We start from the raw sequence: 26316 nt of genomic DNA, 5'->3' as shown, positions 1-26316 counted from the left end.
CCGCAGCACAAGTGAGCCGCTTCACGGCTGTCTAACCCCCGCCCGTGCAGCGGCCACCCTGCAGCCCGTGCCGGTGCGCGTCAGGACCCGCTGACCTGCACGCCCTGCAGGTCGATGGGCAGGTTCAGGACCCGCCCGTCCAGGCCGTTGCGGCGCATCACGCCGCTCAGGAAGTCGTGCAGGTCCCCGGTGTCCTCTCGCGTGTCGTGAAAGCACAGCACGGTGGGACCGGCCCCGCTGAGCGCGGCGCCCAGCGCGCCGTGCGCCGTCGCGCCCTCCAGCACGTCCGTCAGGCCCGGCACGAGCGGCGCGCGCCAGATCTGATGCACGTAGTCCTGCATCGCGTGCCGCAGCAGGTCGAGGCGTCCCGTGGCGAGGGCCGCCGCGAGCAGCGCCGCGTGCGACAGGGCGTGCACCGTGTCTGCCCGCGAGTACTCGGTCGGCAGGACGGCCCGCGCCTTGCTGGTCGACAGTTCGAAGTCCGGGATGAGCACCGTGACGCCCAGGTGCTCGGGCGGCGCGAGGCGCACGAAGTGCGTGCCGACCTTGTCGAGTGTCGCGACCGCGATGCCGCCCATCAGGGCCGGGGCGACGTTGTCGGCGTGGCCTTCCTCGCGGGCCGCCATGTCGAGCAGTTCGTCCGCGCCGAGCGGCTCGCCGAGCAGCACGTTGGCCGCCACCAGCCCGGCCACCAGCGCGGCGGCACTGGACCCCAGGCCGCGCGCGAGCGGGATGTCCGTCTCGATCTCCACCCGGACGGGCGGCAGTTCGCGGCCCACCCGGCGCGCCGTGATCTGCATGGCGCGGTAGATGTAGTTGCTCTCGTCGGCGGGCGTGCCCGCGAGGTCCGTGCCGAGCGGCACGATCTCCGTGCGGGCCTGCCGCGTCACGCGCAGCGTCGTGAACAGCGACAGGCTCAGGCCCAGGCTGTCGAAGCCCGGCCCGAGGTTCGCACTCGACGCGGGCGCACGCACCGTGAAGGTCACCGCGTCCCCCGCGCCTGCACGGCACGTACCTGAGTGCTCCGGGACCGGCGGCGGGCGCACGGCACCCGGCCGTCACGGCAGCCTGCCGCACGGTGACGGGTGACGGGGGTGGGGACGCCTTCGGTGGTTCCGGCCATGATCTGTTCCTCCAGGGTGCGGTGGCGGCCGCCCGGAGGCGCACCTGCCGGTCCCGCAGCAGTTCGAGCCATGCTACAGGCGGGCCGTGACACGCTCAAGGAGGCGTCGAGACAAGGCCAGCCCAGCATGAGAACCCGCATGAGGGCGGGACGGATGTCCTCCGGGCGTCACCGGGTCAGAGTCAGGTCAGGAACCTGGGGTGAACACACGCGTTTTCTGCCCTGTCTGACGAGAAATTTACCCCAAATTTGCGGGAGCCTTACGCGCCCTTGACCCCCCCTTCAAACAGTAGGCCAAATCGCTTTCCGGGGGGGTCGGTGGTCACATCATGCCCTCAGAAGGACGGGCCGGAAGGAGCAGATCGCTCCAGGCCAGACTCACCGGGAACGCAGGCCAACGCCGCCGAACCGCAAGAGGACAGGAGGAAGGAACATGGGTTGGATTATCACGATTCTCGTCGGTGCACTCTGCGGTTGGCTCGCCAGCATCATCATGAAGACCGACGGTCAGCAGGGCGCCATCGCCAACATCCTCATCGGTATCGTCGGCAGCCTCCTCGCGCAGTGGATCTTCGGCAGCCTGCTCGGCGTGGGCGGCAGCGTCGCCGGGAACGGCTTCAGCTTCTGGAGCATCGTCTGGGGCGTCATCGGCTCAGTCATCCTGATCGCCATCCTCAAGGCCCTGCGCGTCCTGCGCTAACCGGCCTTCCAGGCTTCCCAGACACCGCCAGCCTCCGGGCTGGCGGTGTTCTTTGCTGTGCTCGGCTGCCGCACCGTGACCCCCGGCCCGGGTGGGGGAGGGCGGCGGCACACATGTCCCGCCTTCCGGTGCCATGATGGGAGCACCGATGCCCGCCCACCGCCCCCACCGCCTGCCCGCCCGACCCTGGGCGGCGCTGGCGTGGCTGTGGCTGGCCACACTGCTGTTCGTGGGTCAGGTGGCGCTGCACGCCGCGACGCCCGCCGGGCAGACCATGGCCGCCGTGCTCGCCGCCGCCCTCCGCCCGGCGGTTCAGGAGCCGCCCGCGCAGGCGATGTCCGGCATGGACATGAACGGCACGGGGATGGACGGCACAGACACGACCGCCCCGCATCCTGCCCCGCACCGGAACATCACCCGCGCCGCTGACCGCGCAAACCCAGCCGTCCCCTGCCCGGACGGGCACGCCGGACACATGGAGGGCCTGTGCTGCATGCCGCCCATGGCGCTCGTCCCGCGCTTCTGGACGCCGCCGCCCCTGCCGCTCGGGCGCCGCGCCGTGCCGCTCGCCCGGGCCGTCGCCGAGGCGCTGCGCGTCCTGCGCGCCACGGCCCGCGGCCCACCCACCCCCCGGACAGCCGCCCCCGCTGCCGCCTGAATCCGTCCACGCCCCGCGCGGCCACCAGTGCCGCCCGTGCACGGACGCCGTCCCGTCCCCTTCCGGACGCGGACGCGGCGCAGCGACCCGCCTCCGCCACCACGCACCGGACCGCCCCACCGTAGGGCCGTCCAGGGGGACCCCATGACCATCCTCAAGAACCTGCTCGCCCTGACCGCCGCCGCCCTCCTCTCGCTCGCCGCCGCGCACGCCACCGTCAAGACCGAGACGGGCCTCGCCGAGAGCAAGGCCGGAGCGAGCGAAACGTACCGCCTGCAGGTCCCCGTCGAGAAGGACGTCGCCACCACCACCGTCCGCATGATCGTCCCGGCCGGCGTGAAGGTCACGCGCTTCCTGCCGGTGCCCGGCTTCGTCCGCACCCTCACCCGCGACGCGAACGGCACCGTCACCGAAGTGACGTGGCGCGGCCGCATCCAGCCCATGGAATTCCAGCGCTTCCTGTTCAGCGCCACCAACCCCGCCGACACCGGCACGCTCGTCTGGAAGGTCTACCAGACGTACGCGGACGGCAGCACTGTCGCGTGGGACGACAGCGACCCCGCCACGCCCGCCAGCAAGCTCAGCCTGAAGTAAGCCCGTGACCGCGCGCTCATCCCGCGCGGGCGCACCCCTCGCGCTCGCCGTGGCCCTGCTGCTGCCCCTGAACCTCGAACTGCTGCTGCGGATCGTGGCACCGGTCGGCGCGCTGCCCGAACGGCGCGAGGAACTGTACGGCTTCCTGTCGCTCGCCGCCCTGCTGCTCGTGCTGCTCACCCGCACCGTGCCTCCCCTGCGCCCGCAACGGCGCGCGCTGGGCCTCGCCGCCTTCGCGTACGGCGCATACCACGCGCTGCTGGCCGTGCAGCACGTCCTGCAGGGCGACCCCAGCAACCTGCTGTTCCTGAACCGGGACACGCAGGCGAGCATCTGGGCAGGCACGGTGGCGCTCGCGGGCCTCCTCCCGCTGGCCCTCACGTCCTTCCCGGCCGCGCAGCGCCGCCTGGGCCGCCGCTGGAAGACCCTGCACCGCGCCGGACCGTGGCTCACGCTGCTCAGCGCCCTGCACACCGCGTGGGCCGGCGTGCACTTCGGGCTCGCGCCGCTGCGCTGGACGGCCGTCCTGCTGCTCGCGCTGAGCGTCGCCCTGTTCCTCATCCGCCCCCGCACCCCTCAACGGAGGATCCCCTCATGACCCACGAACTCCGCACCCCCAGCACACCCTGGGCCCGCCGCACGGCCGCGCTCGCCGTGGGCCTCGCCGCCCTGACGCTCGCCATGCCGGGCGCGTCCGCGCACGAGATCGCCCGCGACGGCAACGTCGGCGGCCTGCTGCACATCGAGCCCGACGACGCGCCCGTGGTCGGCCGGGCCAACGCCTTCTACTTCGAGGTGAACCAGAAGGGCGGCACGCCCGTCCTGCTGACCCAGTGCGCCTGCACCCTCAGCGTGTACGCGGGCGGCGTGCGCGCGGGCGCCACCCCCCTCAGCCGCCCCAGGCTCACGCAGGCGAAAGGTGAACTGAAAGGCGTGCTGAACTTCCCCACGCCGGGCGCGTACACCCTCGTCCTGAACGGCACGCCCCGTGCGGGCGCCACGTTCGGCAAGTTCAAACTGTCGTGGGTGGTGCGCGCCGACGTGGCCGGAACGGGCGGCATGGACATGAACCACTGAGGCGTCCCCCGGACGTGGCTGCAGTTCCCCAAAATCCCGTGTGCCCGCATTAGCCTGTACGCATGACTTCCCGTGCTTTTGTCTCGCTGATCGGTGCCGGTCCGGGCGACCCCGGCCTGCTGACCCTCAAGGGCAAGGAGGCGCTCGCGCAGGCCGACGTGGTCCTGTTCGACTACCTCGCCAACCCCGACCTGCTGCGCCACTGCCCGCAGGCCCGGACCGTGTACGTCGGCAAGAAGGGCTTCTCGGAGTACATCTCGCAGGAGCAGATCAACGCGCTGCTCGTCCAGACCGCGCAGGCGGAGGGCGGGCAGCGCGTCGCGCGACTCAAGGGCGGCGACGTGTACGTGTTCGGGCGGGGCGGCGAGGAAGCCGAAGCGTGCGCCGAGGCCGGCATTCCCTTCGAGGTGGTGCCCGGCATCAGCAGTTCCATCGCGGCGGCCGCGTACGCGGGCATTCCTGTCACGCACCGCAGCGTCGCGCGGTCCTTCGCGGTCCTGACCGGCAACGTCAAGGAAGGCGACGCGCACTACGAGCGCCTGAGCGGCGTGGACACCCTGGTCCTGCTGATGGGCGTCCGGAACCTCGACGTGATCGCGCGCGAACTGATGCAGGCGGGACGCCCGCCAGGGACGCCCGCCGCGACCATCCAGTGGGGCACCACGCCGCAGCAGCGGACCGTGACGGGCACGCTCGCCACCATCGCGGGCGAAGTGGAACGCGCGGGCCTCGAAGCGCCCGCCGTGACGGTGGTGGGCGAGGTCGTGCGCCTGCGCGACCAGCTGAGGTGGTTCGACCTGCAGCACGGCGGGCCGCTCTCCGGACGGCACGTGGCCGTCACCCGCACCCGCGACGGCGGCAGCGGTCTGGTGGACCTGCTGCGCGCACGCGGCGCGAACGTGCTGGAGGTGCCGCTCATCCGCTTCGCCGCGCCGTCCGACCCTGACGCGGTCGTCCGTGCCCTGCAGGCCGAGCCGCGCCCGGAATGGCTGCTGCTCACCAGCAACCAGGCGGTCACGTCGCTGTTCGCGGCGCTGGACGCGGCGGGACTGGACGTGCGTGCCCTCGGCGGGCTGCGGATCGCGGCGGTCGGGCCGTCCACGGCGCGCAGCCTGCAGGAGCGTGGCCTGCGCGCCGACTTCGTGCCCGGCACGCCCGGCGCGCGTCACCTGGGGGCCGAACTGCCCGCCGGGCCGGGCGCGCGCGTGCTGCACCTCACGTCGCAGCTCGCGGAGGCGGAACTGCAGGACGCGCTCGAAGCGCGCGGGATCCTGTACGCGCGCACCGAGGCGTACCGCACCGAGGCGGCCGAACCGGAACTGAACGAGCTGGAACGGCTGCGCGGGTCGGACGTCGTGACGCTCGCGTCCGGCAGTGCCGCACGGCACCTCGCGGCGCTCGCCGGGACGGACTTCACGGTCGCCACCATGGGTCCCCAGACGACCGACGCCTCCCGCGCCCTGGGCTTCAGGCGCATCGTGATGGCCGAAACGCCCAGCCTCGACGCACTCGTGGACGCCGCCGCGCAGGCCGTGCAGCACACCGCCCCCTGACCCGCCCCGCAGGGGCCACACGTACGCCGGACCACCGACCTGCGGGCCGCGTGCGTTCACCCGCCCGGTAACAGCCCCGCACGCGCCGGGGGACTTCCGGCCCCTGCCAGCCCCGGACCCGCCCGGTATACTCGGTGCATGTTGCTCGCCGCCTTCCTCGACCTGCACGGTGAAACCGCCGTGGTCGTGGGAGGCGGCGCCGTCGCGTCCCGCCGCGTCCCCACCCTGCTCGCGGCGGGCCTGCGCGTCAGCGTCATCGCGCCCACCATCTCCCCGGACGTGCGGGCGCAGGATGTCACCTGCATGGAGCGCCCCTACCACCCCGGAGACCTGCTCGGCGCGCGCCTCGTCCTCGCCTGCACCGACGATACGGCCGTCAACGACCGCGTCACCACGGACGCCCGCGCCCTCGGCCTGCTCGTCGGGCACGCCGGGCACGCCGAACGCGGCAACCTGCGCTTCCCCGCCACGCTCGAACGCGGCGGCGTGCAGGTCGCCCTCAGCACCGGCCGCGAACTCCCCATGCTGGCGCAGGCGCTCCGCGAACGCATCGCGGACGCGCTGCCCGGCACGCTCCCCCTCGACGAATGGGCCGAACGCCGCGAGCAGGCCGTCACCCTGACCGGCCCCGCCCGCGACGAAGCCCTCGGCACGCTGCGCCGCGACATCCGCCGCACCGTCGGAGTGACCGCATGACCGCCGCGCCCCACCTGACACCCCTCACGCGCTGCCCGACCGTGCTCCGTTTCCAGGAACACGGCACGCCCGACCTGAACCTGTCCGTGGTGGGCCTCAACCACAAGACCGCGCCCGTCGCGGTCCGCGAACGCGCCACCGTCCGCGACGGCGAACAGGAAGCCCTGCTGCACCACCTGCGCCAGCACGCCCGCGAAGTCATGCTGCTCTCCACCTGCAACCGCACCGAGGTGTACATGGCAGGCGTGCAGGGCGACCCCATCAGCGCCTTCGAGGGTGCCTGGGGACACGCGCTCCGCTCGCACCTGTACGTGTACCAGGGCGTGCGCGCCGCCGACCACCTCTACCGCGTCGCGGCGGGCCTCGACAGCCTCGTGATCGGCGAGACGCAGATCCAGGGCCAGGTGAAACGCGCGTGGCAGGACGCCTCCGCGCGCGGCGACACCGCCGCCCTCCTCAACAAGGCCGCGCAGGGCGCCCTCGCGTCCGGCAAGAAGGTCCGGCACGAGACGGGCCTCAACGACAATGTCGTCAGCGTCTCCAGCGCCGCCGTGCAGCTCGCCACCAGCATCTTCGGGAACCTCGAAGGCCGCACCGCTCTGATCGTCGGGGCAGGCGAGACGGCCGAACTGACCCTCACGCACCTGCGCGCCGCTGGCGTCCGCGACGTGATCGTCGTCAACCGCACCGAGGAACGCGCCCGCCAGCTCGCCGACAAGGTCGGCGGTCGCGCCTGCGCGTCCGAGATGCTGCACACCCTGCTGCCCGAAGCGGACGTGGTCATCGCGTCCAGCGGCGCCCCGCACTACGTCCTGCGTCCGGAAGGCGTGCAGGACGCCATGCAGGGCCGCGTGAGCCCCATGTTCCTGATCGACATCTCCGTGCCGCGCATCCTGGACCCCGCCATCGCGGGCGTGTCCGGCGCGCACCTCTACAACCTCGACGACCTCGAAGGCATCGTGCAGCGCAACCTCGCGTCCCGCACGGAACTCATCCCGCAGGCCGAGACGATCATCGCGCAGGGCGTCATGGACCTCACCCGCTGGAATGCCTTCCGCGAAGCGGGCCGCGCGCGCGCCCAGCACCAGCCGGCCCTCGCCAGCGACTGATACGGTTCTGAGCTGAATTCCTGGAGTTCAGCCGAGCGGAGCGAGCATCAACACCGTATGCGACGGACTCCGTGCCCCTGCGTGCATACCGCAGATCAGCAAGAGCAGCGCCCCCGACCGGAAGGATCGGGGGCGCTGCCTTCATGCCTCCTGGGTCACACCAGGCGTCTGCGGATGGCGGCGCTGATGAAGTCGAGGATGTTGACCACCAGCACGATCACGATGATGGCCGTCATGGCTTTCGGGTACCCGCCGCCGCGCATGGTCTCGTTGACGAGGAAGCCGATGCCGCCCGCGCCCACGAAGCCCAGCACGATGCTGACGCGGAAGTTGATCTCGAAACGGTACAGGGTGTAGCTCAGGAAGAGCGGCAGCACCTGCGGCAGCAGACCCCAGCGGACGACGCTCGTGCCGGGCGCGCCCGCCGACTCCAGCGCCTCGATGGGGCCCTGGTCGGCGTTCTCGATCGCTTCGGAGTACAGCTTGCCGAGGTCGGCGACGCTGTGGACGGCCATCGCGAGCGCGCCCGCGAACGGTCCGAGACCCACGGCGGCCACGAGGATCAGCGCGAGGATCAGGGTGTCCACGCCGCGGTCCACGTTGAAGAAGGTGCGCGTGACGAAGTAGAAGCTGCGCGTCAGCAGACTGTTCTGCGTGAGGTTGCGGGCGGCGAGCAGGCTGAGCGGCAGCGCGAAGACGGCCGCGACGACCGTGCCGATCAGGGCGATGTTGATGGTGATGAGCATCTCGCGCATCACGTCCGACAGGAAGGCCGCGTCGGGCGGCGTGGCCCGGTCGAGGAAGTCCGTGATCCACGGCCAGTTCACCCACAGGTCCCGGAAGTTGAAGCCGGTGCTGTGGAAGCCCGCCGCGACCGCGACGACGATCAGGGCCAGCGTGACGCTGCTGCTCAGTTCCGCGCGGCGTTCCTGCGTGGCGGCAACGCTGCCCGCTTCGGGCGGGGCGAGCAGGCGGCGGCGCGTCAGGGCGATCACGCCGCCCCCGAGGGCCAGCACGCCGAACAGCATCCACGTCTGGAAGCCGTACTCCTGCGCGCGCGCGATCACGCGGCGCACGCCCGCGTCACTGGCGGCCGGGCCGGGCGCGAAACCGTACGGCATGTCGGCGGGCGACTGCAGGGTGGCGGGGAGGGGCGTCACGTCGCCGGGCGTGCGCCGCTGCAGCTGGAACTCGTCGAGCAGGTCGTAGTGGTCCTTGCGCTGCTTGGCGCGGTCCGTCCCGGCGGCCGGAGCGGCGAGTTTGGCATTGGTGTCCTTCCAGTCCTGCGCGCGTTTGGCGACGTCGGCCTGCAGGTAGTCCTGAATGTCGAGCGCCCAGTCCTTCACGATCAGCTGCGACTGCGCGGCGTTCACGTCGCCGCCCGTCTGGTAGTAGCCGCGCAGCTGCGGGAAGAGCGTCTTGCCGCTGCCCGAGAAGAGCAGCGCGGCGAGCAGCACGGGCACGCCGACCGTCACGGCGATGCCGGTGGTGCGGGCGCGGCCGGTGGGGTGCGTGCTGAGCAGCAGCAGGTACAGCGCGGCGGCCAGGCCGAGCGGGAACGCGATCTCCAGCACGCCCGGCACGGCGTGCAGCGTCAGGAAGCGGTCCGGGCCCTGCTGGAAGGCGAGGGCCGTCACGACGGCCGCCACGCCCGTCAGGGTGAGGAGCGCGGCCGATACGCGTTCCGGCACGTGGAAGCTCGCCACGAAGGTCACGAGCGCCAGGAGCGGCGCGAGCCACAGCGCCGGGTACAGGGCCGAGAGGGCCAGCGCGGTCGGCGCGATGTTCTGGTCGGTGCGTGCACCGATCACGTCCACGAACGGCAGCGCCACGAAGGTCAGCAGCATGCCGACCGTTCCGATCAGGCCGAGGCGGCGGCCCGAGCCGCGCGACAGCCACACGAAGCCCACGATCACCAGGGCCGTCAGAAGTGCCGTGCTCACAGGTCCGCCACGCTCCCCGAGTAGATGCGCTCGATCTCGCTCTCCGTCAGGGCGGAGGGCGGCCCGTCGAAGACGAGTCGGCCCTTGTTGAAGCCCAGGATGCGGTCCGCGTACGCGGTCGCGAGTTCCAGCACGTGAATGTTCACGACGACGCTGATGCCGTCCTTGTTGAAGCCCTTGAGCAGACCCATGATCACGTTGCTGAGTTTGGGGTCCAGACTCGCCATCGGCTCGTCCGCCAGAATCAGGGTCGGCTGCTGCGCGACGGCGCGCGCGATCGCGACGCGCTGCTGCTGCCCGCCGGACAGCTCGTCGACGCGCACGCCCTTCTTGTCGCCCAGGCCCACGCGGTCCAGCGCGTTCTGCGCGAGTTCGATGTCCGCCTGCGGGTACAGGCCGAGCGCGCCCACGAAGCGGTTGTGGTACCCGAGGCGGCCCGCGAGCACGTTCTCCAGCGCGGTCAGGCGGGTCGAGAGGTTGAACTGCTGGAACACGAACCCGATGCGGCGACGGATGCTGCGCAGCTTCGCGCCTTCCGCGAAGGCGATGTCCTCGCCGTCGATCAGGATCTGGCCGGACGTGGCGGTGTTCAGGCGGTTCAGGCAGCGCAGGAAGGTGCTCTTGCCCGCGCCGGACAGGCCGATCACGCACACGAACTCGCCGTTCTGGATGTCGACGTTCACGTCGTCCAGGCCGCGTGTGCCGTTGGGGTAGATCTTGGTGAGGTTCTTGACTTCGATCACTGAAACTCCGGGGTGGTACGGAAAACGCTGTCGGCCACGCGCTTTTCAGCGGCAGCCGACAGCGGCGGGACGGGGCTTACTTCTTGGCGCTGGCGGCGATGGCCTGACGGACGACGTTGTAGTCGCTGTCCTGCGCGGGGATCATCGCGTCGATGGTGTACAGCTTCTTGAGCAGGCCAGTGGCGGCCGGGTCGCTCTTCATGCCGACGATGGCGCTGCGGATGCGGGCCGTGACGTCGGCGCAGCCGCTCTGGTAGTCGGCGCGCACGCTGAGGGTGTCGCCGGGGATGGGCTTGCTGTACACGACCGGCACGAGCTGCGCGGCCTTGTCGGCGGGCAGGTACTGCGTCCAGCTGCCGCTGGTGCCCTGGGTGTTGTTGCTGAACGTCGCGATCACGTCGACGCTGCCGTTCGCGAGGGACAGCACGGCCGCGTCGTGCTTCCCGGCGAAGGTCTGCTTGCTGAAGAACGTGTCGGGGTTGATGCCCTTGGCGACGAGCGTCGCGCGGGGGAAGGTGTACCCGGCGGCGCTGTTGGGGTCGATCCACGCGATGGTCTTGCCGCGCAGGTCGTTCAGCGTCTTGATGCCGCTGTCCTTGCGGACCACGAAGGCGCTCCAGTAGTACGGGCCGCCGTTGCGGACGCTCTTGAGGAGCACCACGGCCTTCGCCTGATCGTGCGCCTGCACGTAGCTGACGGGCGACAGCCACGCGAAGTCGAGCTTGCCGCTGCGGGTCGCCTCGACGAGCGCCTGGTAGTCCTGCGCGACCGTCGTCTTGATCTGGACGCCGCGAATCTTCGTTTCGAGGTATTTGGCGATGGCGTTGCCGTTCGTCAGCACGGCGGCACTGTCCTGGGCGGGGTTGAAGCCCATGTTGACCACGCGGCAGTTCTCGGCGGCGCTGGCGGTGCTGATGGCGGCAAGGGCGGTCAGGGCAAGCAGGCTCTTCTTCATGGTGATCCTCGCGAGTCTTGGGATTGATGTGACGTGCTGCGGTCGTTCCGATGCCCCGGCGGGGCCTTCCGGCAGATGAAGGGTCGTCATGCTCCGTCCTCAGAACTAGACAACAGAAATGGAGTATATAGGACAGATTGTCAGCTGAACATGAGGGGCGGTTCGTCCGGCAGGGCCGCCCTTCCCGCAGCGGTATACTGACGGTCCTATGGCCACCGCCCACCCCGACACGCGCCTCCAGGGCCAGGTGATCGCCGTCACCGGCGCCGACCAGGGCTACGGCCGCGTCATCAGCAGCGCCCTCGCGCACGCCGGGGCCGACGTGGTGTTGATCGGCGTGAACCCCGAGAGTCTCGCCGCGCACGCCAGCATCATCGAGGCCAGCACCGCCCGCCACGGCTACGGCGAGGCCCTGATGGGCGGCACCGCCATCCCCATCAAGGCCGACGTGGGCGTCCCCCTCGACTGGCGCAGCGCACAGAACCGCATCCTCGAGATCTTCGGCGCGCTGCACGGCGTCGTCCACCTCGCCGACAAGCGCGCGCACAGCAGCTTCACGCTGCTCAGCGAGGGCGAATGGATGGACCTCTTCAACTGCAACGTGAAGTCCGCCGTCGCCATCACGCAGCTCACGCGCCGCTACCTGCAGAGCACGTGGCTCACCATCATCGGCCCGCACCTGGACGAGAAGGGCCTGCACGTCTCCCCGCAACGCGGCGCGCTGCGCGGCCTCGTGGAACACGCGCACGTCGAGGACCTGCGCGTGAACCTCGTGCTGCCCGGCCGCGCGCCCAGCGGCGACGAGACGCTCGACAAGCCCCTCGCGGACGCCGTCCTCGCGCTCGCCCTGCCGGAACTGCAGCACCTGCAGGGCAACATCGTCCGCGTGCCCATGCCTCAAGTCCCCGCGCGCGGCAGCGACGTGAACGTCCTGCACGACGTGCGCCGCCCCTGACCGTGCGCTGCCCGTACTGCTCCGCGCCCGACAGCAAGGTCGTCAACTCCCGCCCCGGCGACGACGGCAGCGCCATCCGCCGCAGACGCGAGTGCCTCAGCTGCGCGCGGCGCTTCACCACCTACGAGCGCGCGCAGCTCGAACCGCTGATGGTCGTCAAGCGCGGCGGCGTCCGGCAGGCCTTCAACCCCGACAAACTCCTGCGCGGCCTGACGCTCGCCACCGAGAAACGCCCCGTGTCCGCCGAGACGCTCCGCGCCTTCGCGTACGGCTTCGAGGACGAGGTGCAGGCCCCCGAGATCGACGCGCGCGAGATCGGCAAGCGCGCCATGACCTTTCTGCGCCCCCTGGACGACGTGGCCTACATCCGCTTCGCGAGCGTGTACCGCGACTTCGACAGCCTGGAGCGCTTCATCGAGGAAATCCAGGGCCTCAAGGAGCAGGACGACACCTGACCGGACTTCACCGATCGGCAGGCACGCGAGGCAGTTCCCCCGGACGGCACGTCATACGGTGTTGAGCTGAACTTCTGGAGTTCAGTCGAGCGATAAGGGCGCCAACAAGCAGGGTTTTGAGGAGGTGGAAGGGATGTCGGCGCTGCTCCCGGCATCCCTGGAATCGGATCAACACCGTGTCACTCGCCGCGCTCTTCCTCTTCCCGTTCGGCGTTCTCGTGGTCTTCGAGCGCCTTGTACGCGCACACGGCCGCCAGCACCGCCAAGCCCAGCGGCACGCCCTGCACGCGCAGGTCCACGTCCTTGCCGTTCACGGTCCCACCGATGCGGCCCTGCAGGCGTTCGCCCCGCAGGTCGAGGTGCACGTCCTTGCCGTCGATGCGTCCGCTGAAGCGCCCGTCCGCTCCGGTGGGCGTGAGGGTCGCGCGCACGTCGTCCCCCTCGATCAGGCCGCCCAGGCGCGCCTTGAGGCTGGTGTCGCTCAGGTGCCCGTCCGCGTCGAAGCCCTTCAGGTGCCCGCCGACGCGGCCCTCTACCCGCTCGCCGTCCAGCGTGAGGTGAATGTCGCGGCCGTTCAGGTGCCCGCCGATGCGGCCCTGCAGCTGCTTGCCGTCCCAGTTCGCGTGCAGGTCGTACCCGACCCGGATGCCGCCGATACGTCCGTCGAGGGTGCTCATGATTCCCAGTATCCGGGACTGCATGAGGGTTGGTTCCAGCCTGACCGCTGCCACCTTTCAGGGAGCGGGGGCGTCCCCGCTCGCTCCGGAAGGCGCGTCAGGGGATGGGCCAGCGGACCGTGCCGACCTCGTCGGTGCGCCACACGTGCACGCCGCGCGCCTGCAGCCGCGCGAGCAGGTCCGCGTTCGGATGACCGTACGTGTTGCGGCCCACGCTGATCACGGCGTCCACGGGCCGCGTCTCCTGCAGGAACGCCTCGCCACTGGAGAAGCGGCTCCCATGGTGCGCGACCTTCAGCAGGTCGAGCGGGCCCACGCCCAGCAGCGTCTCGGCCGGGTCCGGCAGGTCGCCCAGCACGGCCGTCCGGAAGTGCGGGCTGACGAGTTCCAGCACCACGCTGTTGTCGTTGTCGGCGGTGCTCCACGGGGGACCGACCGGCCACAGCACGTCCAGCCGGATGTCCCCGGACTGCACCCGGTCGCCGCGCCGCACCTCGCGCACCGGCACGTGCCGCGCGGCCGCCGCGTCCAGCAGGGCGGCCAGCAGCGGATCGTCCGTCCTGCGCTGCCCGATCCACAGTTCACCCACCGGCACGAGGCCCAGCACGCTGACGAGACCCTCGATGTGATCGGCGTCGGCGTGCGTGGCGACCACCACGTCCAGGGCGCGCACGCCCAGCGCGTGCAGGGCAGGCACGACCGTTCCCGCCCCCACGTCGTAGTCGCCTCTGGGTGTGCCGCCGCCGTCCACGAGGACGTTCAGACCGTTCGCGCGGATCAGGGTGCTGTCCCCCTGCCCGACGTCCAGGAACACCACCTCGCGCGCCGGGACGAGCCGGGCGGGCAGCGCGGTGCAGAGCACGCCCAGCAGCGTCACGGCCGCGAGCACCCACGCCCGCGCGCGGCCGGTGAGCCACGCCGCGAGCGTCACGGCGAACACCGCGTACGCGGCGTACCCGGCGGGACTGACGCTGCCCCACGCCACGGTGGGCGCCGCGCCGAAGGTCCGGGCGGTCCACAGCAGCGCGTCCAGCAGCAGGCCGTTCACGCTGTTGACGAGCCAGCCGAGCGGGCCGAGCAGCCCGGCCAGCAGGCCCAGCGGCACGAGCGGCGTCATGACGGCCTCGGCGAGCAGGTTGGCGGGCAGGCCCACCAGCGGCACCTGATGAAAGTTCCCGGCCACGACCGGCAGCGTGAAGGTCTCCGCGAGCAGCGTGGCGACCACGGCGAGGCGCAGCCACTGCGGCCAGCGTTCCGGGAGGCGCGCCGCGGCCCGGCCGGAGAGCGTCAGGCCCAGCACCGCGAGGTAACTGAGCTGGAAGCCCACGTCGAACAGCCACGCGGGCTGGGCAATCAGGCCACCCAGCGCCGTGAGGGTCAGCACGCCGTACACGTCAAGCCGCCCGCGTCCCAGCCACAGGCCCAGCAGGGCCAGTTCGCCCATGCTGACGGCCCGCACGATGCTGGGGGACGGCCCGACCAGCCACAGGAACCCCAGCAGGAGCAGCATCATGACGGGGAAGCGGGCGTTCCCGACCTGGCCGAGCGGCGTCCGCGCGAAGATCAGCCCGAGCAGCCCGACGAGCACCGCGACGTTCTGACCGCTGAGCGCCATCAGGTGCGCCAGCCCGGCGCGCGTGAAGGCGTCCTGCACGTCCCCGGACGCGTTCACGGCCGGGTCGCCCAGGGCGCCGCGGTCCCCGAGTTCCACGGCGGTCAGCAGGGCCGCCTCCTGTGGGGGCAGGCCGGACGCCAGCCCCCGCCGGAACCACGAGCGGAAGCCGGGTTCCTTTGTGCTGTTCTGCACGGCCGTGCCTGCCAGGAGGGCCTGCACGCCCTGCGAGCGCAGCCAGAACGCGTAATCGAAGCCGCCCGGGATGCGCCGCGCGGGCGGGCGGGTGAGGGTACCGCGCACCGTGAGTTCGCCGGGCGGCGCGTGCGGTTTCGGGGAGAGGGCGATCCGGGCGGGCGGTTCGCGCAGGCTCAGGAACTGACCGTCCCAGTGGCCCCGCACGGTCAGCGTGCCGCCCACGTACGGGGCGAGCGGGTCCGGCTGCCGCGCCCACGCCTGCTCCCGCACGAAGCCGACCGTGCCCGCCAGCAGCACGAGCGGCAGCAGCCACGCGCTGCGGGACGCGCCGAGCAGCAGGCCGAGCGCGCCGAGCGGCCAGCCCCACCCGGACCCGGATGCCAGCAGGATGCCGGCCATCAGGCCGAGCAGCGGAGGGAGCGGTGCGGGCATGCGGTCCCGCCACCCGGCGCGCGTGACAGGCGCGGCCGTGCCCGCCGGGGCAGGGGAGGGGGAATGGCGGCCGGTCACGGTGGTCCGGTCGGAGTGTTCGCCCATCAGAACGTCACGAGCGGCGTGAGGGTCTTCATCAGGGCCGCGCCGACGCCCTTCACGGCATCGAGGTCCGTGAGGCTCCGGTACGGCCGACCCGCCACGATGCGCTCTGCCAGCGCCGGACCGACCTTCGGGAGGCTCTCCAGCTGCTCGCGCGTCGCGGTGTTCAGGTTCAGCCGCCCCGACACCAGCGGCGTGATGCTGGCCGTCGCCGGGTACTCCCGTGCGGCGGCCGGACCCGGCGCGGCCCGCCGCTCGTGCGTCACGGTGGGCGCACGCGCGGCAGGGAACAGCGCGGGCCACAGCGCCCAGCCGCCGCACAGCAGGGCCGCGCCCACCAGCAGGGCGTGCAGCGGGGTCGCCGGGTCGTGCCGCATCCCCTGCATGATGGCAGCTGCCGCCGGGCCGCGCAGGGCAACTGTGGAGACAGGCCCGAGTGTGCCCTGCGCTCCTTGCGCCGCCCCCCACGAACGGGTAATATGCCAGGGTTGGAAACTGCCCGGCAAGGTTGCAGCCGCTCAGTTTCTCGCTCCGCCTCGGGGCAGCGTGGACATGCTGCACACGCGCTCAGAGGCAATCCATCAGTGATTTATCAGCACCAAAGGAGTGATCGCACTGCCCACCACCCAACAACTGCTCCGCAAGGGGCGCACCACGCTTCAGAAGAAGAGCAAGGTTCCTGCGCTGAAGGGTAGCCCCTTCCGCCGTGGCGTCTGCACCGTGGTCAAGACCACCACCCCCAAGAAGCCCAACTCGGCGCTCCGTAAGATTGCCCGCGTGCGTCTCACCAGCGGCTTCGAAGTGACGGCCTACATCCCCGGCGAGGGGCACAACCTCCAGGAGCACAGCGTCGTGCTGATCCGCGGCGGACGTGTGAAGGACCTTCCCGGTGTGCGCTACCACATCGTCCGTGGTTCCCTCGACACCCAGGGCGTCAAGAACCGCAACAAGAGCCGCTCCAAGTACGGCACCAAGAAGCCCAAGGCTGGCGCCGCACCCGCCGCCGCCGGCAAGAAGAAGTAACTCCCCCGAACCGTCCGGGGGCAACCCCCCGGAGGTGAGGCCGATGTACTGATTCACCCTTCCAAGCAACGCAGCATTCACCCGATGCAGTATTGGGCGCACCCCACTCTGGGCCGCCCGAGAAGATTCTCTCGCCCTGGGTATTCATGGTGGGCGAGATCGAGAGGCACACATGGCAAGACGCCGCAGAGCAGAAGTCCGTCCCATCATCCCCGACCTGGTCTACCAGGACGTGCTGGTGAGCGCCATGATCAACCGCATCATGGAAGACGGCAAGAAGAACATCGCCAGCCGTATCTTCTACGGCGCCTGCCGCCTGGTGCAGGAGCGCACCGGCCAGGAGCCGCTGAAGGTCTTCAAGCAGGCCTTCGACAACATCAAGCCCCGCGTCGAAGTCCGCAGCCGCCGCGTCGGCGGCAGCACCTACCAGGTGCCCGTCGAAGTGAGCCCCCGCCGCGTGCAGAGCCTCACCCTGCGCTGGCTGACCGCCGCCGCCGACAGCCGCCCCGAGCGCACCGCCATGGAGCGCATCGCCGGTGAGATCATGGACGCCGCGCAGGGCCGCGGTGGCGCCATCAAGAAGAAAGACGACGTGGAGCGCATGGCGGAAGCCAACCGCGCCTACGCGCACTACCGCTGGTAAGACTTCTGACACAGCCCTGAAGGTTCCCCGCGAACCTGAAGGGCGACACGGACAGGGGTCGTTGCGCCGCTGTCCTGTTTTCTGTCCGGGAGCGTGCGCGCGACCCCAACGTCCAAGGAGACGACATGACCACCAAGGCTACGAGTTACCTGACCCACTTCCGCAACATCGGGATTGCCGCGCACATCGACGCCGGCAAGACCACCACCACCGAGCGCATCCTGTACTACACCGGCCGCACCCACAACATCGGCGAAGTGCACGACGGCGCCGCCACCATGGACTGGATGGAGCAGGAGCGCGAGCGCGGCATCACCATCACCGCCGCCGCCACCACCGCCAAGTGGAAGCACAGCGCGACCGGTGAAGAGTACACCGTCAACATCATCGACACGCCCGGCCACGTGGACTTCACCATCGAAGTGGAACGCAGCATGCGCGTCCTCGACGGCGCCGTCGCCGTGTTCGACAGCTCCCAGGGCGTCGAGCCGCAGAGCGAGACCGTGTGGCGTCAGGCCGACCGTTACGGCGTGCCCCGCATCGCCTTCAGCAACAAGATGGACAAGACCGGCGCGTCCTTCGAACTCGTGCTGAGCGACATCCGTGAACGTCTCGGCGCGATCCCCGCGCCCATCCAGTACCCCATGGGTCAGGAGAGCGACTTCAAGGGCATCATCGACCTCGTCCGTCAGCGTGCCCACACCTACACCAACGACCTCGGCACCGACATCGAAGAGACCGACATCCCCGAGCAGTACATGGACAAGGTCCGCGAGATGCGCGCCCAGCTCATCGAAGCGGCCGCCGAAGTCGACGAAGCTGTGATGGACAAGTACCTCGAAGGCGAAGAGCCCACCGTCGAGGAACTCGTCTCCGCGCTCCGTAAAGGCACCGTCGAGAAGAAGATCTTCCCCGTCCTCTGCGGCTCGGCCCTCAAGAACAAGGGCGTGCAGCTGCTCCTCGACGCCGTCGTGGACTACCTGCCCAGCCCCCTCGAAGTGCCCGCCATCCGCGGCCACATCGAGGACAGCGAAGAGACCCGCGACTTCCCCGCCGACCCCGACGGCAAGCTCGCCGCGCTCGCCTTCAAGATCATGGCCGACCCCTACGTGGGCCGCCTGACCTTCGTCCGCATCTACTCGGGCACCCTGAGCAGCGGCTCGTACGTCTTCAACGCCAGCAAGGGCAAGCGCGAACGCGTCGGCCGCCTGCTCCGCATGCACGCCAACAGCCGCGAGGACGTCACCGAACTCAAGGCCGGCGAGCTCGGCGCGGTCATCGGCCTCAAGGACGCCGGCACCGGCAACACCCTCATCGGTGACGGTGACGAGAAGGTCCTCCTCGAGAGCATCGATGTTCCCGAGCCCGTCATCAAGCTCGCCATCGAGCCCAAGACCAAGGCCGACCAGGACAAGATGGGCATCGGCCTGCAGCGCCTCGCGGAAGAAGACCCCACCTTCCGCGTGGAGTCCGACCCCGAAAGCGGTCAGACCACCATCGCCGGCATGGGTGAGCTTCACCTCGAGATCCTCGTGGACCGCCTGAAGCGCGAGTACAAGGTCGACGCGAACGTCGGCGCGCCCCAGGTCGCGTACCGCGAGACCATCACCAAGGCCGTGGACGTCGAAGGGAAGTTCGTGCGTCAGTCCGGCGGTCGCGGTCAGTTCGGCCACGTCAAGATCAAGGCCGAACCTCTTCCCCCGGGTAGTGGCTTCGTGTTCGAGAACGTCGTCGTGGGCGGCACCGTGCCCCGCGAGTTCATCAAGCCCGCCCAGAACGGCATCGAGGAAGCCATGCAGAGCGGCCCCATGCTCGGCTTCCCGGTCGTGGACATGAAGGTCAGCCTGTACGACGGCTCGTACCACGAAGTCGACTCCTCCGAAATGGCCTTCAAGATCGCCGGCAGCATGGCGCTCAAGGAAGCCGTCCAGAAGGGTGGCCCCACCCTGCTGGAGCCCGTCATGCGCGTCGAAGTGACCGTGCCTGACGACTTCATGGGCGACATCATCGGCGACCTGAACAGCCGCCGTGGCCAGATTCAGGGCATGGAAGCCCGCGGCAACGCGCAGATCGTGAAGGCCTTCGTGCCGCTCAGCGAGATGTTCGGCTACGCGACCGACATGCGCAGCATGACGCAGGGCCGCGCCAGCTACAGCATGTTCTTCGACCACTACACCCAGGTCCCCAACAACATCGCGCAAGCGCTGATGAAGAAGTAAGACCCGTTCCGGGTCGGCGGGCGGCTCCCCTCACGGGGGGTCGCCCGCCTTCTTCTGTGTGCCGTTGCCGGGGCGGGCAGAACCTGTCCAGACCGGCGGGCGTCGGCGTGCGGGCGCCGCTGACGCCGTGCGGCGCGATGTGTCATCATTTCCTCAGCAAGCGGCTGTTCCCGTACCTCCGGGCCGGCGCTTGATTTCTTTTTTGCTTCTGGAGGCGCATGACTGATTCTTCTGGCCCCCCTGTTCTGGAGTTGCGTGGCGTCACGAAACGCTTCCCCGGCGTGACCGCGAACGACGACGTGTCGCTCAGCCTGCGTTCCGGGGAGGTGCTGGCGCTGCTCGGCGAGAACGGCGCGGGCAAGTCCACCCTGATTTCCATCATGTACGGCCTGTACCGTCCGGACGAGGGGCAGCTGCTGCTGTCGGGCCGTCCGGTGCAGATCGCGTCGCCCGCGCACGCCCTGAGGCTGGGGATCGGGCTGGTGCCGCAGCACCCGATGCTGGTGTCGCGGCACACCGTCGCGGAGAACCTCGCGCTGGGGGCGGGCTCGGCGCTGTTCCCGGCGCGCGGCATCCGTGCGCGCATTCAGGAGCTGAGCGGCCGGTACGGGCTGCAGGTGAACCCGGACGCGCGCGTGCGTGACCTGTCGCCCGGCGAGAAGCAGCGCGTGGAGATCCTGCGTTCCCTGCTGCGCGGCGTGCAGGTGCTGATCCTGGACGAGCCGACGAGCGTGCTGACGCCGCAGGAGGCCGAGGGGCTGTTCCGCGTGATGCGGGAACTGCGCGCGGACGGGAAGTCCCTGATCTTCATCTCGCACAAGCTGGAGGAGGTGCTGGCCGTGTGTGACCGCGTGACGGTGCTGCGGCGCGGCCGGGTGGTGGGCGAGGCGTCCACGGTCGGCGCGACCCGTGAGGGGCTCGCGGAGATGATGGTCGGCAAGAGCGTGGTGTTCAAACGCAAGCGCGGCGACGTGCGTCCCGGCGGGCCGCTGCTGCAGGTGAGCGGCCTGTCGGCGCGCGGCAGCCGGGGCCTGAAGGCGCTGGACGACGTGACGTTCACGCTGCACCGTGGCGAGGTGATCGGCGTGGCAGGCGTCGCCGGGAACGGGCAGACGGAACTGGTGGAGGTGCTGTCGGGCCTGCTGATGCCCGACGCGGGCCGCGTGGAGCTGGACGGGCAGGCCCTGACCGGCACGCCCGCCGAACTGTTCGCGCGGGGCGTGGCGCACATTCCCGAGGACCGCATCCACATGGGGACGGTGCCGAGCATGACGGTCGCGGAGAACCTCAGCCTGCGGCAGTACGGTCAGGCGCCACTGAGCCGCGCGGGCCTGCGTGACCTGAAGGCGCTGGACGGCTGGGCGCAGCGGGAGGTGCAGGCGTACGCGATCAGCACGCCGGGCATTCACACGGCCACGCGGCTGCTGTCGGGCGGGAACATCCAGAAGGTGATCCTGGCGCGCGAGCTGGCGGGCAGTCCGAAGCTGATCCTGGCGGTGCATCCCACGTACGGGCTCGACATCGGCGCGACGGATCAGGTGCACACGGTGCTGCTCTCCAAGACGCAGGACGAGGGGGCGGGCGTGCTGATCGTGTCGGAGGACCTGGAGGAACTGATGGGCCTGTCGGACCGGATCGCGGTGCTGTACCACGGGCAGCTGCTCGGGCCGTTCCCGGTGGGCAGCGTCACGCGTGAACGCCTGGGCCTGCTGATGACCGGCGGGACGGGTGAGGCGCACGGAGCGGGCGGCGGGCTCGCGTCCGGGTCCGGGGTGGCGCTGTGATGCGGTTCGTGCAGCTGTCCAGTCCGGGCCGCTGGCGGCCGCTGTGGGTGTCGCTGTCGGCGCTGGTGGTGGCGCTCGTGATCGCGGGCGCGGTGTTCGCGCTGTACGGCGTGTCGCCGCTGGAGGCGTACGGGTCGATGTTCAGCGGGACGCTGCTGTCCGCGCAGGGCCGCGCGGAGGTGCTGCGCCGCGCCGCGCCGCTGCTGCTGACGGGCGCGGGGTTGACGCTGGCGTTCCGCGCGCAGTTCTTCAACATCGGCGCGGAGGGGCAGATCCTGCTCGGCGCGGTGTTCGCGGGCGGCGTGGCGCTGTTCGTGCCGGTGCCCGCTCCGCTGATGGTCCCGGCGATCTTCGTGGCGGGTTTCGTGGGCGGGGCGTTGTGGGCGCTGCTCGCGGCGTGGCTGCGTTCGCGCCTGCGCGTGAACGAGATCCTGTCCACCCTGATGCTGAACTACGTGGCGACGTCACTGGTCGTGTACCTGATCTCCGGGCCGTGGAAGGGGCAGAACGTGCGGGGCTTCATCTACACCGACGACTTCCCGGCGTCCGCGCAGCTCGCGACGCTGCCCGGCACGCAGGTCGGCATCGCGACGCTGGTGCTGGGCGTGCTGCTCGCGGCGGGCCTGCAGCTGCTGCTGTCGCGCAGCACGCGCGGCTTCGAGCTGCGCGTGGTGGGCGAGAATCCCGGTGCGGCACGGTACGCGGGCATCAGTGCGTGGCGCGTGACGCTGCTGGTGGCGCTCCTGACGGGCGGCATGGCGGGCCTCGCCGGGGTGGGGGAGGTGGCGGGCATTCAGCACAAGCTGCTGGAACCGTCGCAGATCAGCCTCGGGTACGGGTTCACGGCGATCATCGTGGCGTGGCTCGCGCGCGGCAACCCGCTGCTGTGCATCGTGACGGCGCTGCTGATGGGCGTGATCCTGGCGGGCGGCGACGTGCTGAAGATCGATCTGAACATGCCGTACCGCATCACGGACGTGTTCTCGGGCATCATCCTGTTCACGCTGATCGCGTCGGAAGTGTTCGTCCGGTACCGCCTGAAGGTGGGCCGCTGATGCGGTTGCGAACCCTGGAGGAGAAGGTATGAACGACATTCTGGACGCGCTGCTGCGCGCGCTGGCGTTCGGGACGCCGCTGCTGCTCGCCAGCCTGGGCGCCATCGTGAACGAGCGGGCGGGCGTGGTGAACCTGGGCGTGGAGGGCATGATGGCGCTCGGGGCGCTGGCGGGATTCGCGGTCGCGTACGGCGGCGGGATGGGCGGGAACCTGTGGCTGGCGGTGCTGGCCGCGATGCTGGTGGGGGCCGTGGCGGCGCTGCTGCACGCCTTCGTGACGATCACGTTGCGCGCCAACCAGTTCGTGTCGGGCCTGAGCCTGACGCTGCTGGGCCTGGGGCTGTCGGGGCTGCTCGGCAAGAAGTTCGAGGGCTTTCCGCTCTTCAACCAGCCGCCGCAGTGGCCGTTCACGGTGGGGGCGATCGTGCTGGCGGTCGTGCTGGGCGGCGTGCTGCAGTTCACGCGCGTGGGCCTGACCCTGCGGTCGGTGGGGGAGAACCCGGCGGCAGCGGACGTGCTGGGCCTGAACGTGGGTCTGGTCCGCTACGCGGCGGTCGCGGTGGGCGGCGCGCTGGCGGGACTGGCGGGCGCGTACCTGTCGCTGGTGTACCGGCCCTCGTGGACGGACGGCATGACGGCGGGCCTGGGGTGGATCGCGGTGGCGCTCGTCATCTTCGTGGGCTGGAGTCCGCTGCGGGCGGTGTTCGGGTCGGTGTTCTTCGGGCTGCTGTACTACCTGCAGTTCCGGCTGCAGGGGCAGAGTCCGGTGCCGACCGAGGTGTTCTCGGCGATGCCGTACGTGCTGGTGATCGTGGTGCTGGGCATCGCGGGCCTGCGCGGGCAGCAGGGGGCGGCCCCGGAGGCGCTGGGCCAGCCGTACACGCGCGGCGAACGCTGAGCACGTTTTCGGGGGGTCTTGTGCAGGTCGGGACAAATTTTTAAACATTTCGTCGTCTAAATACTCTACAATCTGCACACCGCTTCACCCGGCGTGAAGCACACACTCACACTCCGCCCATCCCGCGCCCAGGAGGCCCCCATGAAGGCAAGCACCCCCAGCAAGAAGTCCCTGACCCTCGCCCTGGCCCTCGGGGCGGGCGTCGCCGCCGTCGCCAGCACCCTCAACCCCGCCCAGGCCCAGACGGGCAGCGCCAAACTCAAGGCCTGCTTCGTGTACGTCGGCCCGCGCGGCGACATCGGCTGGACCTACGCGCACGACCAGGCCCGCCAGGCCGCCGAGAAGGCCCTCCCCTGGCTGGAAACCAAGTACGTCGAGAGCGTCCAGGAAGGCCAGGCGCTTCCCGCCATCGACCGCCTCGTCGCCGACAAGTGCCAGGTGATCTTCACCACCTCCTTCGGCTACATGGACGACACGCTCGCCGCCGCCAAGAAGTACCCGAACGTGATCTTCGCGCACGCCGCCGGATACAAGCGCGCCCCCAACATGGCCACGTACATGGCCGACTTCTACCAGATCTACTACCTCAACGGCCTCGTGGCGGGCGCCCTCACCAAGAGCGGCAAGGTCGGCTTCGTCGGCACCTTCCCCATCCCCGAACTGAAACGCCACCTGAGCGCCTTCGCGCTCGGCGTCAAGGCCGCCAACCCCAAGGCCGTCGTGGACGTCAAGTGGCTCAACAGCTGGTTCGACCCCGCCAAGACCCGCGAGGCCAGCGAAGCGCTCCTCTCGCAGGGTGACGACGTGCTCAGCAGCGCCGAGGACAGCGCCACCGGCGTGCAGACCGCCGCCGCCAGGAAGGTTCCCACCTTCAGCCACTACAACAGCATGTACAAGTTCAGCCCCGACTACGTCGTGGCGGGCCACATCGCGCACTGGGACAAGATCTACATCGACTTCCTCACCAAGGTCCACAGCGGCACGTACACCGCCAAGAACCTCGCGAACGTCGACTACTGGTCCCTCATGAACACCGGCGCCGTCGAGTCCGGCGCGGACGCGGGCGTCGCCGTGAACCCCAAGTGGGTGCCGCAGCTCAAGGCCGCCAAGATGACGGTCGCGGGCAAGACGGTCAGCGTGTACGACCGCCTGATGGCCCTCACCGCCGACATGAAGAGCCCCAAGCCCACCTTCGATCCCTTCATGGGCCCCATCAAGGACCGCAACGGCATCGTGCGCGTCCCTGCCGGGAAGGTCGCCAGCGTGGCCGAACTGAACAGCATGGGCTGGATCGCGCCCGGCGTGGTCGGCGCGGTTGCCGACGAACCCAAGAAGTAACCCGCCCCTCCAGGTTCCGGGCCAGCCTCCCGCGCGGGAGGCTGGCCCGATTCCTGTTCATTGCGCCAGTCTTCGGCAGGAGGCGCGATGTCCGGACGGACGACAGGTGTGGCCCCACCATGAGAATTCCCAGGATATGGTGAAGATCTCATGAAAAAGGTTCTGCTGCTCTGCGCCTTCCTGACCGGCTCCGCGCTCGCCGCCACACCCACCCTGCACGGCCAGACCGGCACGATTCCCGTGCTGGGCGGCAAGGTGACCGTGCAGGCGACGCCCACCCTGCGCCACCTGAACGCTGCGGACGCCCGCACCGTCATCGTGGACGAGTGGGGGAACCCGCCCGAGGCGGCCGACGACGTGCTGGGCCTGCTCGTGCCGGGCGGGACCACCCCAGGCGCGCAGGACAGCTGGGCGATCGTCATGACCGAGAACCGCGACGGGCACGTCAGCGACGCCGACGCCGCCCGCACCGACTACGCCGACCTGCTGCGCGGCATGCAGGACCGCGTGCAGGAAGGCAACGCCGAGCGCGTCAAGGCCGGGGACGAGCCGATCACGCTGGTCGGCTGGGCCGAACCGCCCAGCTACGACGCCGCGCAGCACAAGATGATCTGGGCCAAGGAACTCGCCTTCGGTACGGCGGGCAGGGGCGACCATACCCTGAATTACGCGGTGCGCGTGCTGAGCCGCGACGACGTGCTCGAACTGAACGCGGTCGGCGCGGCCTCGCAGCTCGTGCAGATCCGGCAGGTCATGCAGTCGGTGCTGCCGAACGTGACGTTCACGGCCGGTCACCGCTACGAGGACTACAGCGAGGGTAGACGGGATCGCGGGTCTGGTGGCGGGCGGCGTGGCCGCCAAGAAACTCGGGCTGCTGGCCCTGCTGCCGTTCCTGCTCAAAAAGGGCTGGATCCTCATCCTGGCGGGCCTGGCCCTGCTGTCTCGCATCAAGCGCAGCGTGCAGTCCAGGCTGGGCACGGCGCCTGCTCCCGTCGCTGCGAGTGGCGTGCCCACCCCGGACCTCACGCCGCCCCAGGTCACCACCCAGGTCGCCCTGCAGGACACGCGGCATACCGTGGCCGCCCCGGTCAACCTCGGTAAACCCGGCGACCTGCCTTCCTGACCCTTCGACCGGTCCGCTCCCGGGCGGTCCTGTTCCCTCGTGGGGGACAGGACCGCCCGGTTCACGCCCGCCCGCGCCCAGCGGGGGCCGGGCTGTCCGGCACGGCGCGGCCGGGCCTTGCGCTGGGAGGCGTTTTCGGCTAATATGTACCCTCGGTGCGCTGAGCAAAGGCGTGGCTTTTGCATGCCAAGCTGAGAGAACAGTGCATTGTTGCCTCGAGGACGGACACGGCCCAGGCGAGAAGAAACCCAATGTCGGCGGGAAACTGCTGCAACGGAAACCCGATCAAAGGGGGACCTCTGCATGCGCCCGCAAGACCACTTGGAGAGAGGGAATCATGGCGAAAGGAACGTTTGAACGCACCAAGCCCCACGTGAACGTGGGGACGATCGGGCACGTCGACCACGGCAAGACCACGCTGACGGCGGCGATCACCTTCACGGCGGCCTCGGCCGACCCGAGCATCGAAACGCAGCGCTACGACCAGATCGACAAGGCGCCGGAAGAGAAGGCCCGCGGCATCACCATCAACACCGCGCACGTCGAATACAACACCGAATCCCGCCACTACAGCCACGTGGACTGCCCCGGCCACGCCGACTACGTCAAGAACATGATCACCGGCGCCGCGCAGATGGACGGCGCGATCCT

26 protein-coding genes are annotated in these 26316 nt (G+C 70.2%); 19 read left to right on the top strand and 7 right to left on the bottom strand.

Features of this window, described 5'->3' with window-relative positions; translation table 11 throughout:
• Positions 1–80: 80 nt before the first annotated feature.
• Positions 81–986, bottom strand: coding sequence for a homoserine kinase (thrB, locus tag IEY33_RS15905; RefSeq protein ID WP_188964275.1), 906 nt, complete (start codon positions 984–986; stop codon positions 81–83).
• 570 nt (positions 987–1556) lie between these two features.
• Here thrB and IEY33_RS15900 point away from each other — a divergent pair.
• The 8 genes from IEY33_RS15900 to hemA all read left to right on the top strand — a co-directional run bounded on the left by IEY33_RS15900 (position 1557) and on the right by hemA (position 7510).
• The gene (locus tag IEY33_RS15900) at positions 1557–1823 is read left to right on the top strand and encodes a GlsB/YeaQ/YmgE family stress response membrane protein (protein ID WP_188964274.1); all 267 of its coding nucleotides are present in this window, start codon (positions 1557–1559) and stop codon (positions 1821–1823) included.
• Between the two features lie 148 nt (positions 1824–1971).
• Entirely contained in the window at positions 1972–2481 is a 510-nt protein-coding gene (locus tag IEY33_RS15895; RefSeq protein WP_188964273.1) for a hypothetical protein, read from the top strand.
• Between the two features lie 144 nt (positions 2482–2625).
• Positions 2626–3075, top strand: a complete 450-nt coding sequence (locus IEY33_RS15890) for a DUF1775 domain-containing protein (protein WP_188964272.1) — start codon at positions 2626–2628, stop codon at positions 3073–3075.
• A 4-nt stretch (positions 3076–3079) separates the two neighbouring features.
• Positions 3080–3673 carry a ferric reductase-like transmembrane domain-containing protein gene (locus tag IEY33_RS15885; protein WP_188964271.1) on the top strand — a complete coding sequence of 198 codons (594 nt, stop codon included), beginning with the start codon at positions 3080–3082 and terminating at the stop codon, positions 3671–3673.
• Positions 3670–4152, top strand: a complete 483-nt coding sequence (locus IEY33_RS15880) for a hypothetical protein (protein WP_229671079.1) — start codon at positions 3670–3672, stop codon at positions 4150–4152. The genes IEY33_RS15885 and IEY33_RS15880 overlap by 4 nt, the downstream gene beginning before the upstream one ends.
• A 62-nt stretch (positions 4153–4214) precedes the next feature.
• Positions 4215–5705, top strand: coding sequence for a uroporphyrinogen-III C-methyltransferase (gene cobA, locus IEY33_RS15875; RefSeq protein WP_188964270.1), 1491 nt, complete (start codon positions 4215–4217; stop codon positions 5703–5705).
• A 138-nt stretch (positions 5706–5843) separates the two neighbouring features.
• Complete coding sequence (locus tag IEY33_RS15870; RefSeq protein WP_188964269.1) at positions 5844–6401, top strand: precorrin-2 dehydrogenase/sirohydrochlorin ferrochelatase family protein; 558 nt, start codon at positions 5844–5846, stop codon at positions 6399–6401.
• Positions 6398–7510 (top strand): glutamyl-tRNA reductase, encoded by a 1113-nt coding sequence (gene hemA / locus IEY33_RS15865; RefSeq protein WP_188964268.1) that lies wholly within the window; start codon positions 6398–6400, stop codon positions 7508–7510. The genes IEY33_RS15870 and hemA overlap by 4 nt, the downstream gene beginning before the upstream one ends.
• Positions 7511–7665: 155 nt before the next feature.
• On the opposite strand, the gene phnE is transcribed toward hemA, so the two are convergent.
• From phnE to IEY33_RS15850, 3 genes are all read right to left on the bottom strand, one after another.
• Positions 7666–9453 carry a phosphonate ABC transporter, permease protein PhnE gene (phnE, locus tag IEY33_RS19360; RefSeq protein ID WP_229671078.1) on the bottom strand — a complete coding sequence of 596 codons (1788 nt, stop codon included), beginning with the start codon at positions 9451–9453 and terminating at the stop codon, positions 7666–7668.
• Positions 9450–10196, bottom strand: coding sequence for a phosphonate ABC transporter ATP-binding protein (phnC, locus tag IEY33_RS15855; protein ID WP_188964267.1), 747 nt, complete (start codon positions 10194–10196; stop codon positions 9450–9452). The genes phnE and phnC overlap by 4 nt, the downstream gene beginning before the upstream one ends.
• Positions 10197–10272: 76 nt before the next feature.
• Positions 10273–11151: a phosphate/phosphite/phosphonate ABC transporter substrate-binding protein gene (locus IEY33_RS15850; protein WP_188964266.1), complete on the bottom strand. Its 879-nt coding sequence runs from the start codon at positions 11149–11151 to the stop codon at positions 10273–10275.
• A 208-nt stretch (positions 11152–11359) separates the two neighbouring features.
• Here IEY33_RS15850 and IEY33_RS15845 point away from each other — a divergent pair, with 208 nt between their 5' ends.
• Both IEY33_RS15845 and nrdR read left to right on the top strand, forming a co-directional pair.
• Positions 11360–12106: an SDR family NAD(P)-dependent oxidoreductase gene (locus IEY33_RS15845; RefSeq protein ID WP_188964265.1), complete on the top strand. Its 747-nt coding sequence runs from the start codon at positions 11360–11362 to the stop codon at positions 12104–12106.
• A 2-nt stretch (positions 12107–12108) separates the two neighbouring features.
• Complete coding sequence (nrdR, locus tag IEY33_RS15840) at positions 12109–12561, top strand: transcriptional regulator NrdR (RefSeq protein WP_188964264.1); 453 nt, start codon at positions 12109–12111, stop codon at positions 12559–12561.
• A gap of 179 nt (positions 12562–12740) precedes the next feature.
• Here nrdR and IEY33_RS15835 read toward each other — a convergent pair whose 3' ends face one another.
• From IEY33_RS15835 to IEY33_RS15825, 3 genes are all read right to left on the bottom strand, one after another.
• Positions 12741–13238 carry a hypothetical protein gene (locus IEY33_RS15835; protein ID WP_188964263.1) on the bottom strand — a complete coding sequence of 166 codons (498 nt, stop codon included), beginning with the start codon at positions 13236–13238 and terminating at the stop codon, positions 12741–12743.
• A gap of 97 nt (positions 13239–13335) precedes the next feature.
• Positions 13336–15585: a DNA internalization-related competence protein ComEC/Rec2 gene (locus IEY33_RS15830; RefSeq protein ID WP_229671077.1), complete on the bottom strand. Its 2250-nt coding sequence runs from the start codon at positions 15583–15585 to the stop codon at positions 13336–13338.
• Positions 15585–15959: a ComEA family DNA-binding protein gene (locus IEY33_RS15825; RefSeq protein ID WP_188964262.1), complete on the bottom strand. Its 375-nt coding sequence runs from the start codon at positions 15957–15959 to the stop codon at positions 15585–15587. Before IEY33_RS15825 ends, IEY33_RS15830 begins: the two co-directional genes overlap by 1 nt.
• A 238-nt stretch (positions 15960–16197) precedes the next feature.
• Between IEY33_RS15825 and rpsL the strand changes: the two genes are divergently transcribed.
• From rpsL to IEY33_RS15780, 9 genes are all read left to right on the top strand, one after another.
• Positions 16198–16605, top strand: coding sequence for a 30S ribosomal protein S12 (gene rpsL, locus IEY33_RS15820; protein WP_188964320.1), 408 nt, complete (start codon positions 16198–16200; stop codon positions 16603–16605).
• A 172-nt stretch (positions 16606–16777) separates the two neighbouring features.
• Complete coding sequence (rpsG, locus tag IEY33_RS15815; protein WP_188964261.1) at positions 16778–17248, top strand: 30S ribosomal protein S7; 471 nt, start codon at positions 16778–16780, stop codon at positions 17246–17248.
• 125 nt (positions 17249–17373) lie between these two features.
• Complete coding sequence (fusA, locus tag IEY33_RS15810; protein ID WP_188964260.1) at positions 17374–19467, top strand: elongation factor G; 2094 nt, start codon at positions 17374–17376, stop codon at positions 19465–19467.
• Between the two features lie 218 nt (positions 19468–19685).
• The gene (locus tag IEY33_RS15805) at positions 19686–21251 is read left to right on the top strand and encodes an ABC transporter ATP-binding protein (protein WP_188964259.1); all 1566 of its coding nucleotides are present in this window, start codon (positions 19686–19688) and stop codon (positions 21249–21251) included.
• Positions 21251–22306, top strand: coding sequence for an ABC transporter permease (locus IEY33_RS15800; RefSeq protein ID WP_188964258.1), 1056 nt, complete (start codon positions 21251–21253; stop codon positions 22304–22306). Before IEY33_RS15805 ends, IEY33_RS15800 begins: the two co-directional genes overlap by 1 nt.
• A 28-nt stretch (positions 22307–22334) precedes the next feature.
• Positions 22335–23204: an ABC transporter permease gene (locus IEY33_RS15795; protein ID WP_188964257.1), complete on the top strand. Its 870-nt coding sequence runs from the start codon at positions 22335–22337 to the stop codon at positions 23202–23204.
• A 141-nt stretch (positions 23205–23345) separates the two neighbouring features.
• Complete coding sequence (locus IEY33_RS15790; RefSeq protein ID WP_188964256.1) at positions 23346–24542, top strand: BMP family ABC transporter substrate-binding protein; 1197 nt, start codon at positions 23346–23348, stop codon at positions 24540–24542.
• A gap of 150 nt (positions 24543–24692) precedes the next feature.
• Positions 24693–25643 carry a DUF2167 domain-containing protein gene (locus IEY33_RS15785; protein ID WP_188964255.1) on the top strand — a complete coding sequence of 317 codons (951 nt, stop codon included), beginning with the start codon at positions 24693–24695 and terminating at the stop codon, positions 25641–25643.
• 359 nt (positions 25644–26002) lie between these two features.
• Positions 26003–26316: GTP-binding protein (locus IEY33_RS15780; RefSeq protein WP_229671076.1), on the top strand; the 314-nt coding region annotated here is incomplete at its 3' end.

It is taken from the genome of Deinococcus aquiradiocola (assembly GCF_014646915.1).
In the GTDB taxonomy this organism is placed as follows: Bacteria; Deinococcota; Deinococci; order Deinococcales; family Deinococcaceae; genus Deinococcus; species Deinococcus aquiradiocola.
Note: the sequence above shows the minus strand (reverse complement) of the source record. Positions and strands in the feature narration are given on the sequence as shown.

Bases quoted from the DNA above. Each gene is read 5' to 3' on its own strand.
- IEY33_RS15900 (WP_188964274.1), top strand. From the start codon at position 1,557: ATGGGTTGGATTATCACGATTCTCGTCGGTGCACTCTGCGGTTGGCTC.
- IEY33_RS15890 (WP_188964272.1), top strand. From the start codon at position 2,626: ATGACCATCCTCAAGAACCTGCTCGCCCTGACCGCCGCCGCCCTCCTC.
- IEY33_RS15795 (WP_188964257.1), top strand. From the start codon at position 22,335: ATGAACGACATTCTGGACGCGCTGCTGCGCGCGCTGGCGTTCGGGACG.
- cobA (WP_188964270.1), top strand. From the start codon at position 4,215: ATGACTTCCCGTGCTTTTGTCTCGCTGATCGGTGCCGGTCCGGGCGAC.
- IEY33_RS15845 (WP_188964265.1), top strand. From the start codon at position 11,360: ATGGCCACCGCCCACCCCGACACGCGCCTCCAGGGCCAGGTGATCGCC.
- IEY33_RS15880 (WP_229671079.1), top strand. From the start codon at position 3,670: ATGACCCACGAACTCCGCACCCCCAGCACACCCTGGGCCCGCCGCACG.
- IEY33_RS15790 (WP_188964256.1), top strand. From the start codon at position 23,346: ATGAAGGCAAGCACCCCCAGCAAGAAGTCCCTGACCCTCGCCCTGGCC.
- IEY33_RS15785 (WP_188964255.1), top strand. From the start codon at position 24,693: ATGAAAAAGGTTCTGCTGCTCTGCGCCTTCCTGACCGGCTCCGCGCTC.
- IEY33_RS15850 (WP_188964266.1), bottom strand. From the start codon at position 11,151: ATGAAGAAGAGCCTGCTTGCCCTGACCGCCCTTGCCGCCATCAGCACC.
- IEY33_RS15870 (WP_188964269.1), top strand. From the start codon at position 5,844: ATGTTGCTCGCCGCCTTCCTCGACCTGCACGGTGAAACCGCCGTGGTC.
- IEY33_RS15830 (WP_229671077.1), bottom strand. From the start codon at position 15,585: ATGGGCGAACACTCCGACCGGACCACCGTGACCGGCCGCCATTCCCCC.
- IEY33_RS15800 (WP_188964258.1), top strand. From the start codon at position 21,251: ATGCGGTTCGTGCAGCTGTCCAGTCCGGGCCGCTGGCGGCCGCTGTGG.
- IEY33_RS15835 (WP_188964263.1), bottom strand. From the start codon at position 13,238: ATGAGCACCCTCGACGGACGTATCGGCGGCATCCGGGTCGGGTACGAC.
- IEY33_RS15895 (WP_188964273.1), top strand. From the start codon at position 1,972: ATGCCCGCCCACCGCCCCCACCGCCTGCCCGCCCGACCCTGGGCGGCG.
- IEY33_RS15805 (WP_188964259.1), top strand. From the start codon at position 19,686: ATGACTGATTCTTCTGGCCCCCCTGTTCTGGAGTTGCGTGGCGTCACG.
- rpsG (WP_188964261.1), top strand. From the start codon at position 16,778: ATGGCAAGACGCCGCAGAGCAGAAGTCCGTCCCATCATCCCCGACCTG.
- fusA (WP_188964260.1), top strand. From the start codon at position 17,374: ATGACCACCAAGGCTACGAGTTACCTGACCCACTTCCGCAACATCGGG.
- IEY33_RS15825 (WP_188964262.1), bottom strand. From the start codon at position 15,959: ATGCGGCACGACCCGGCGACCCCGCTGCACGCCCTGCTGGTGGGCGCG.
- hemA (WP_188964268.1), top strand. From the start codon at position 6,398: ATGACCGCCGCGCCCCACCTGACACCCCTCACGCGCTGCCCGACCGTG.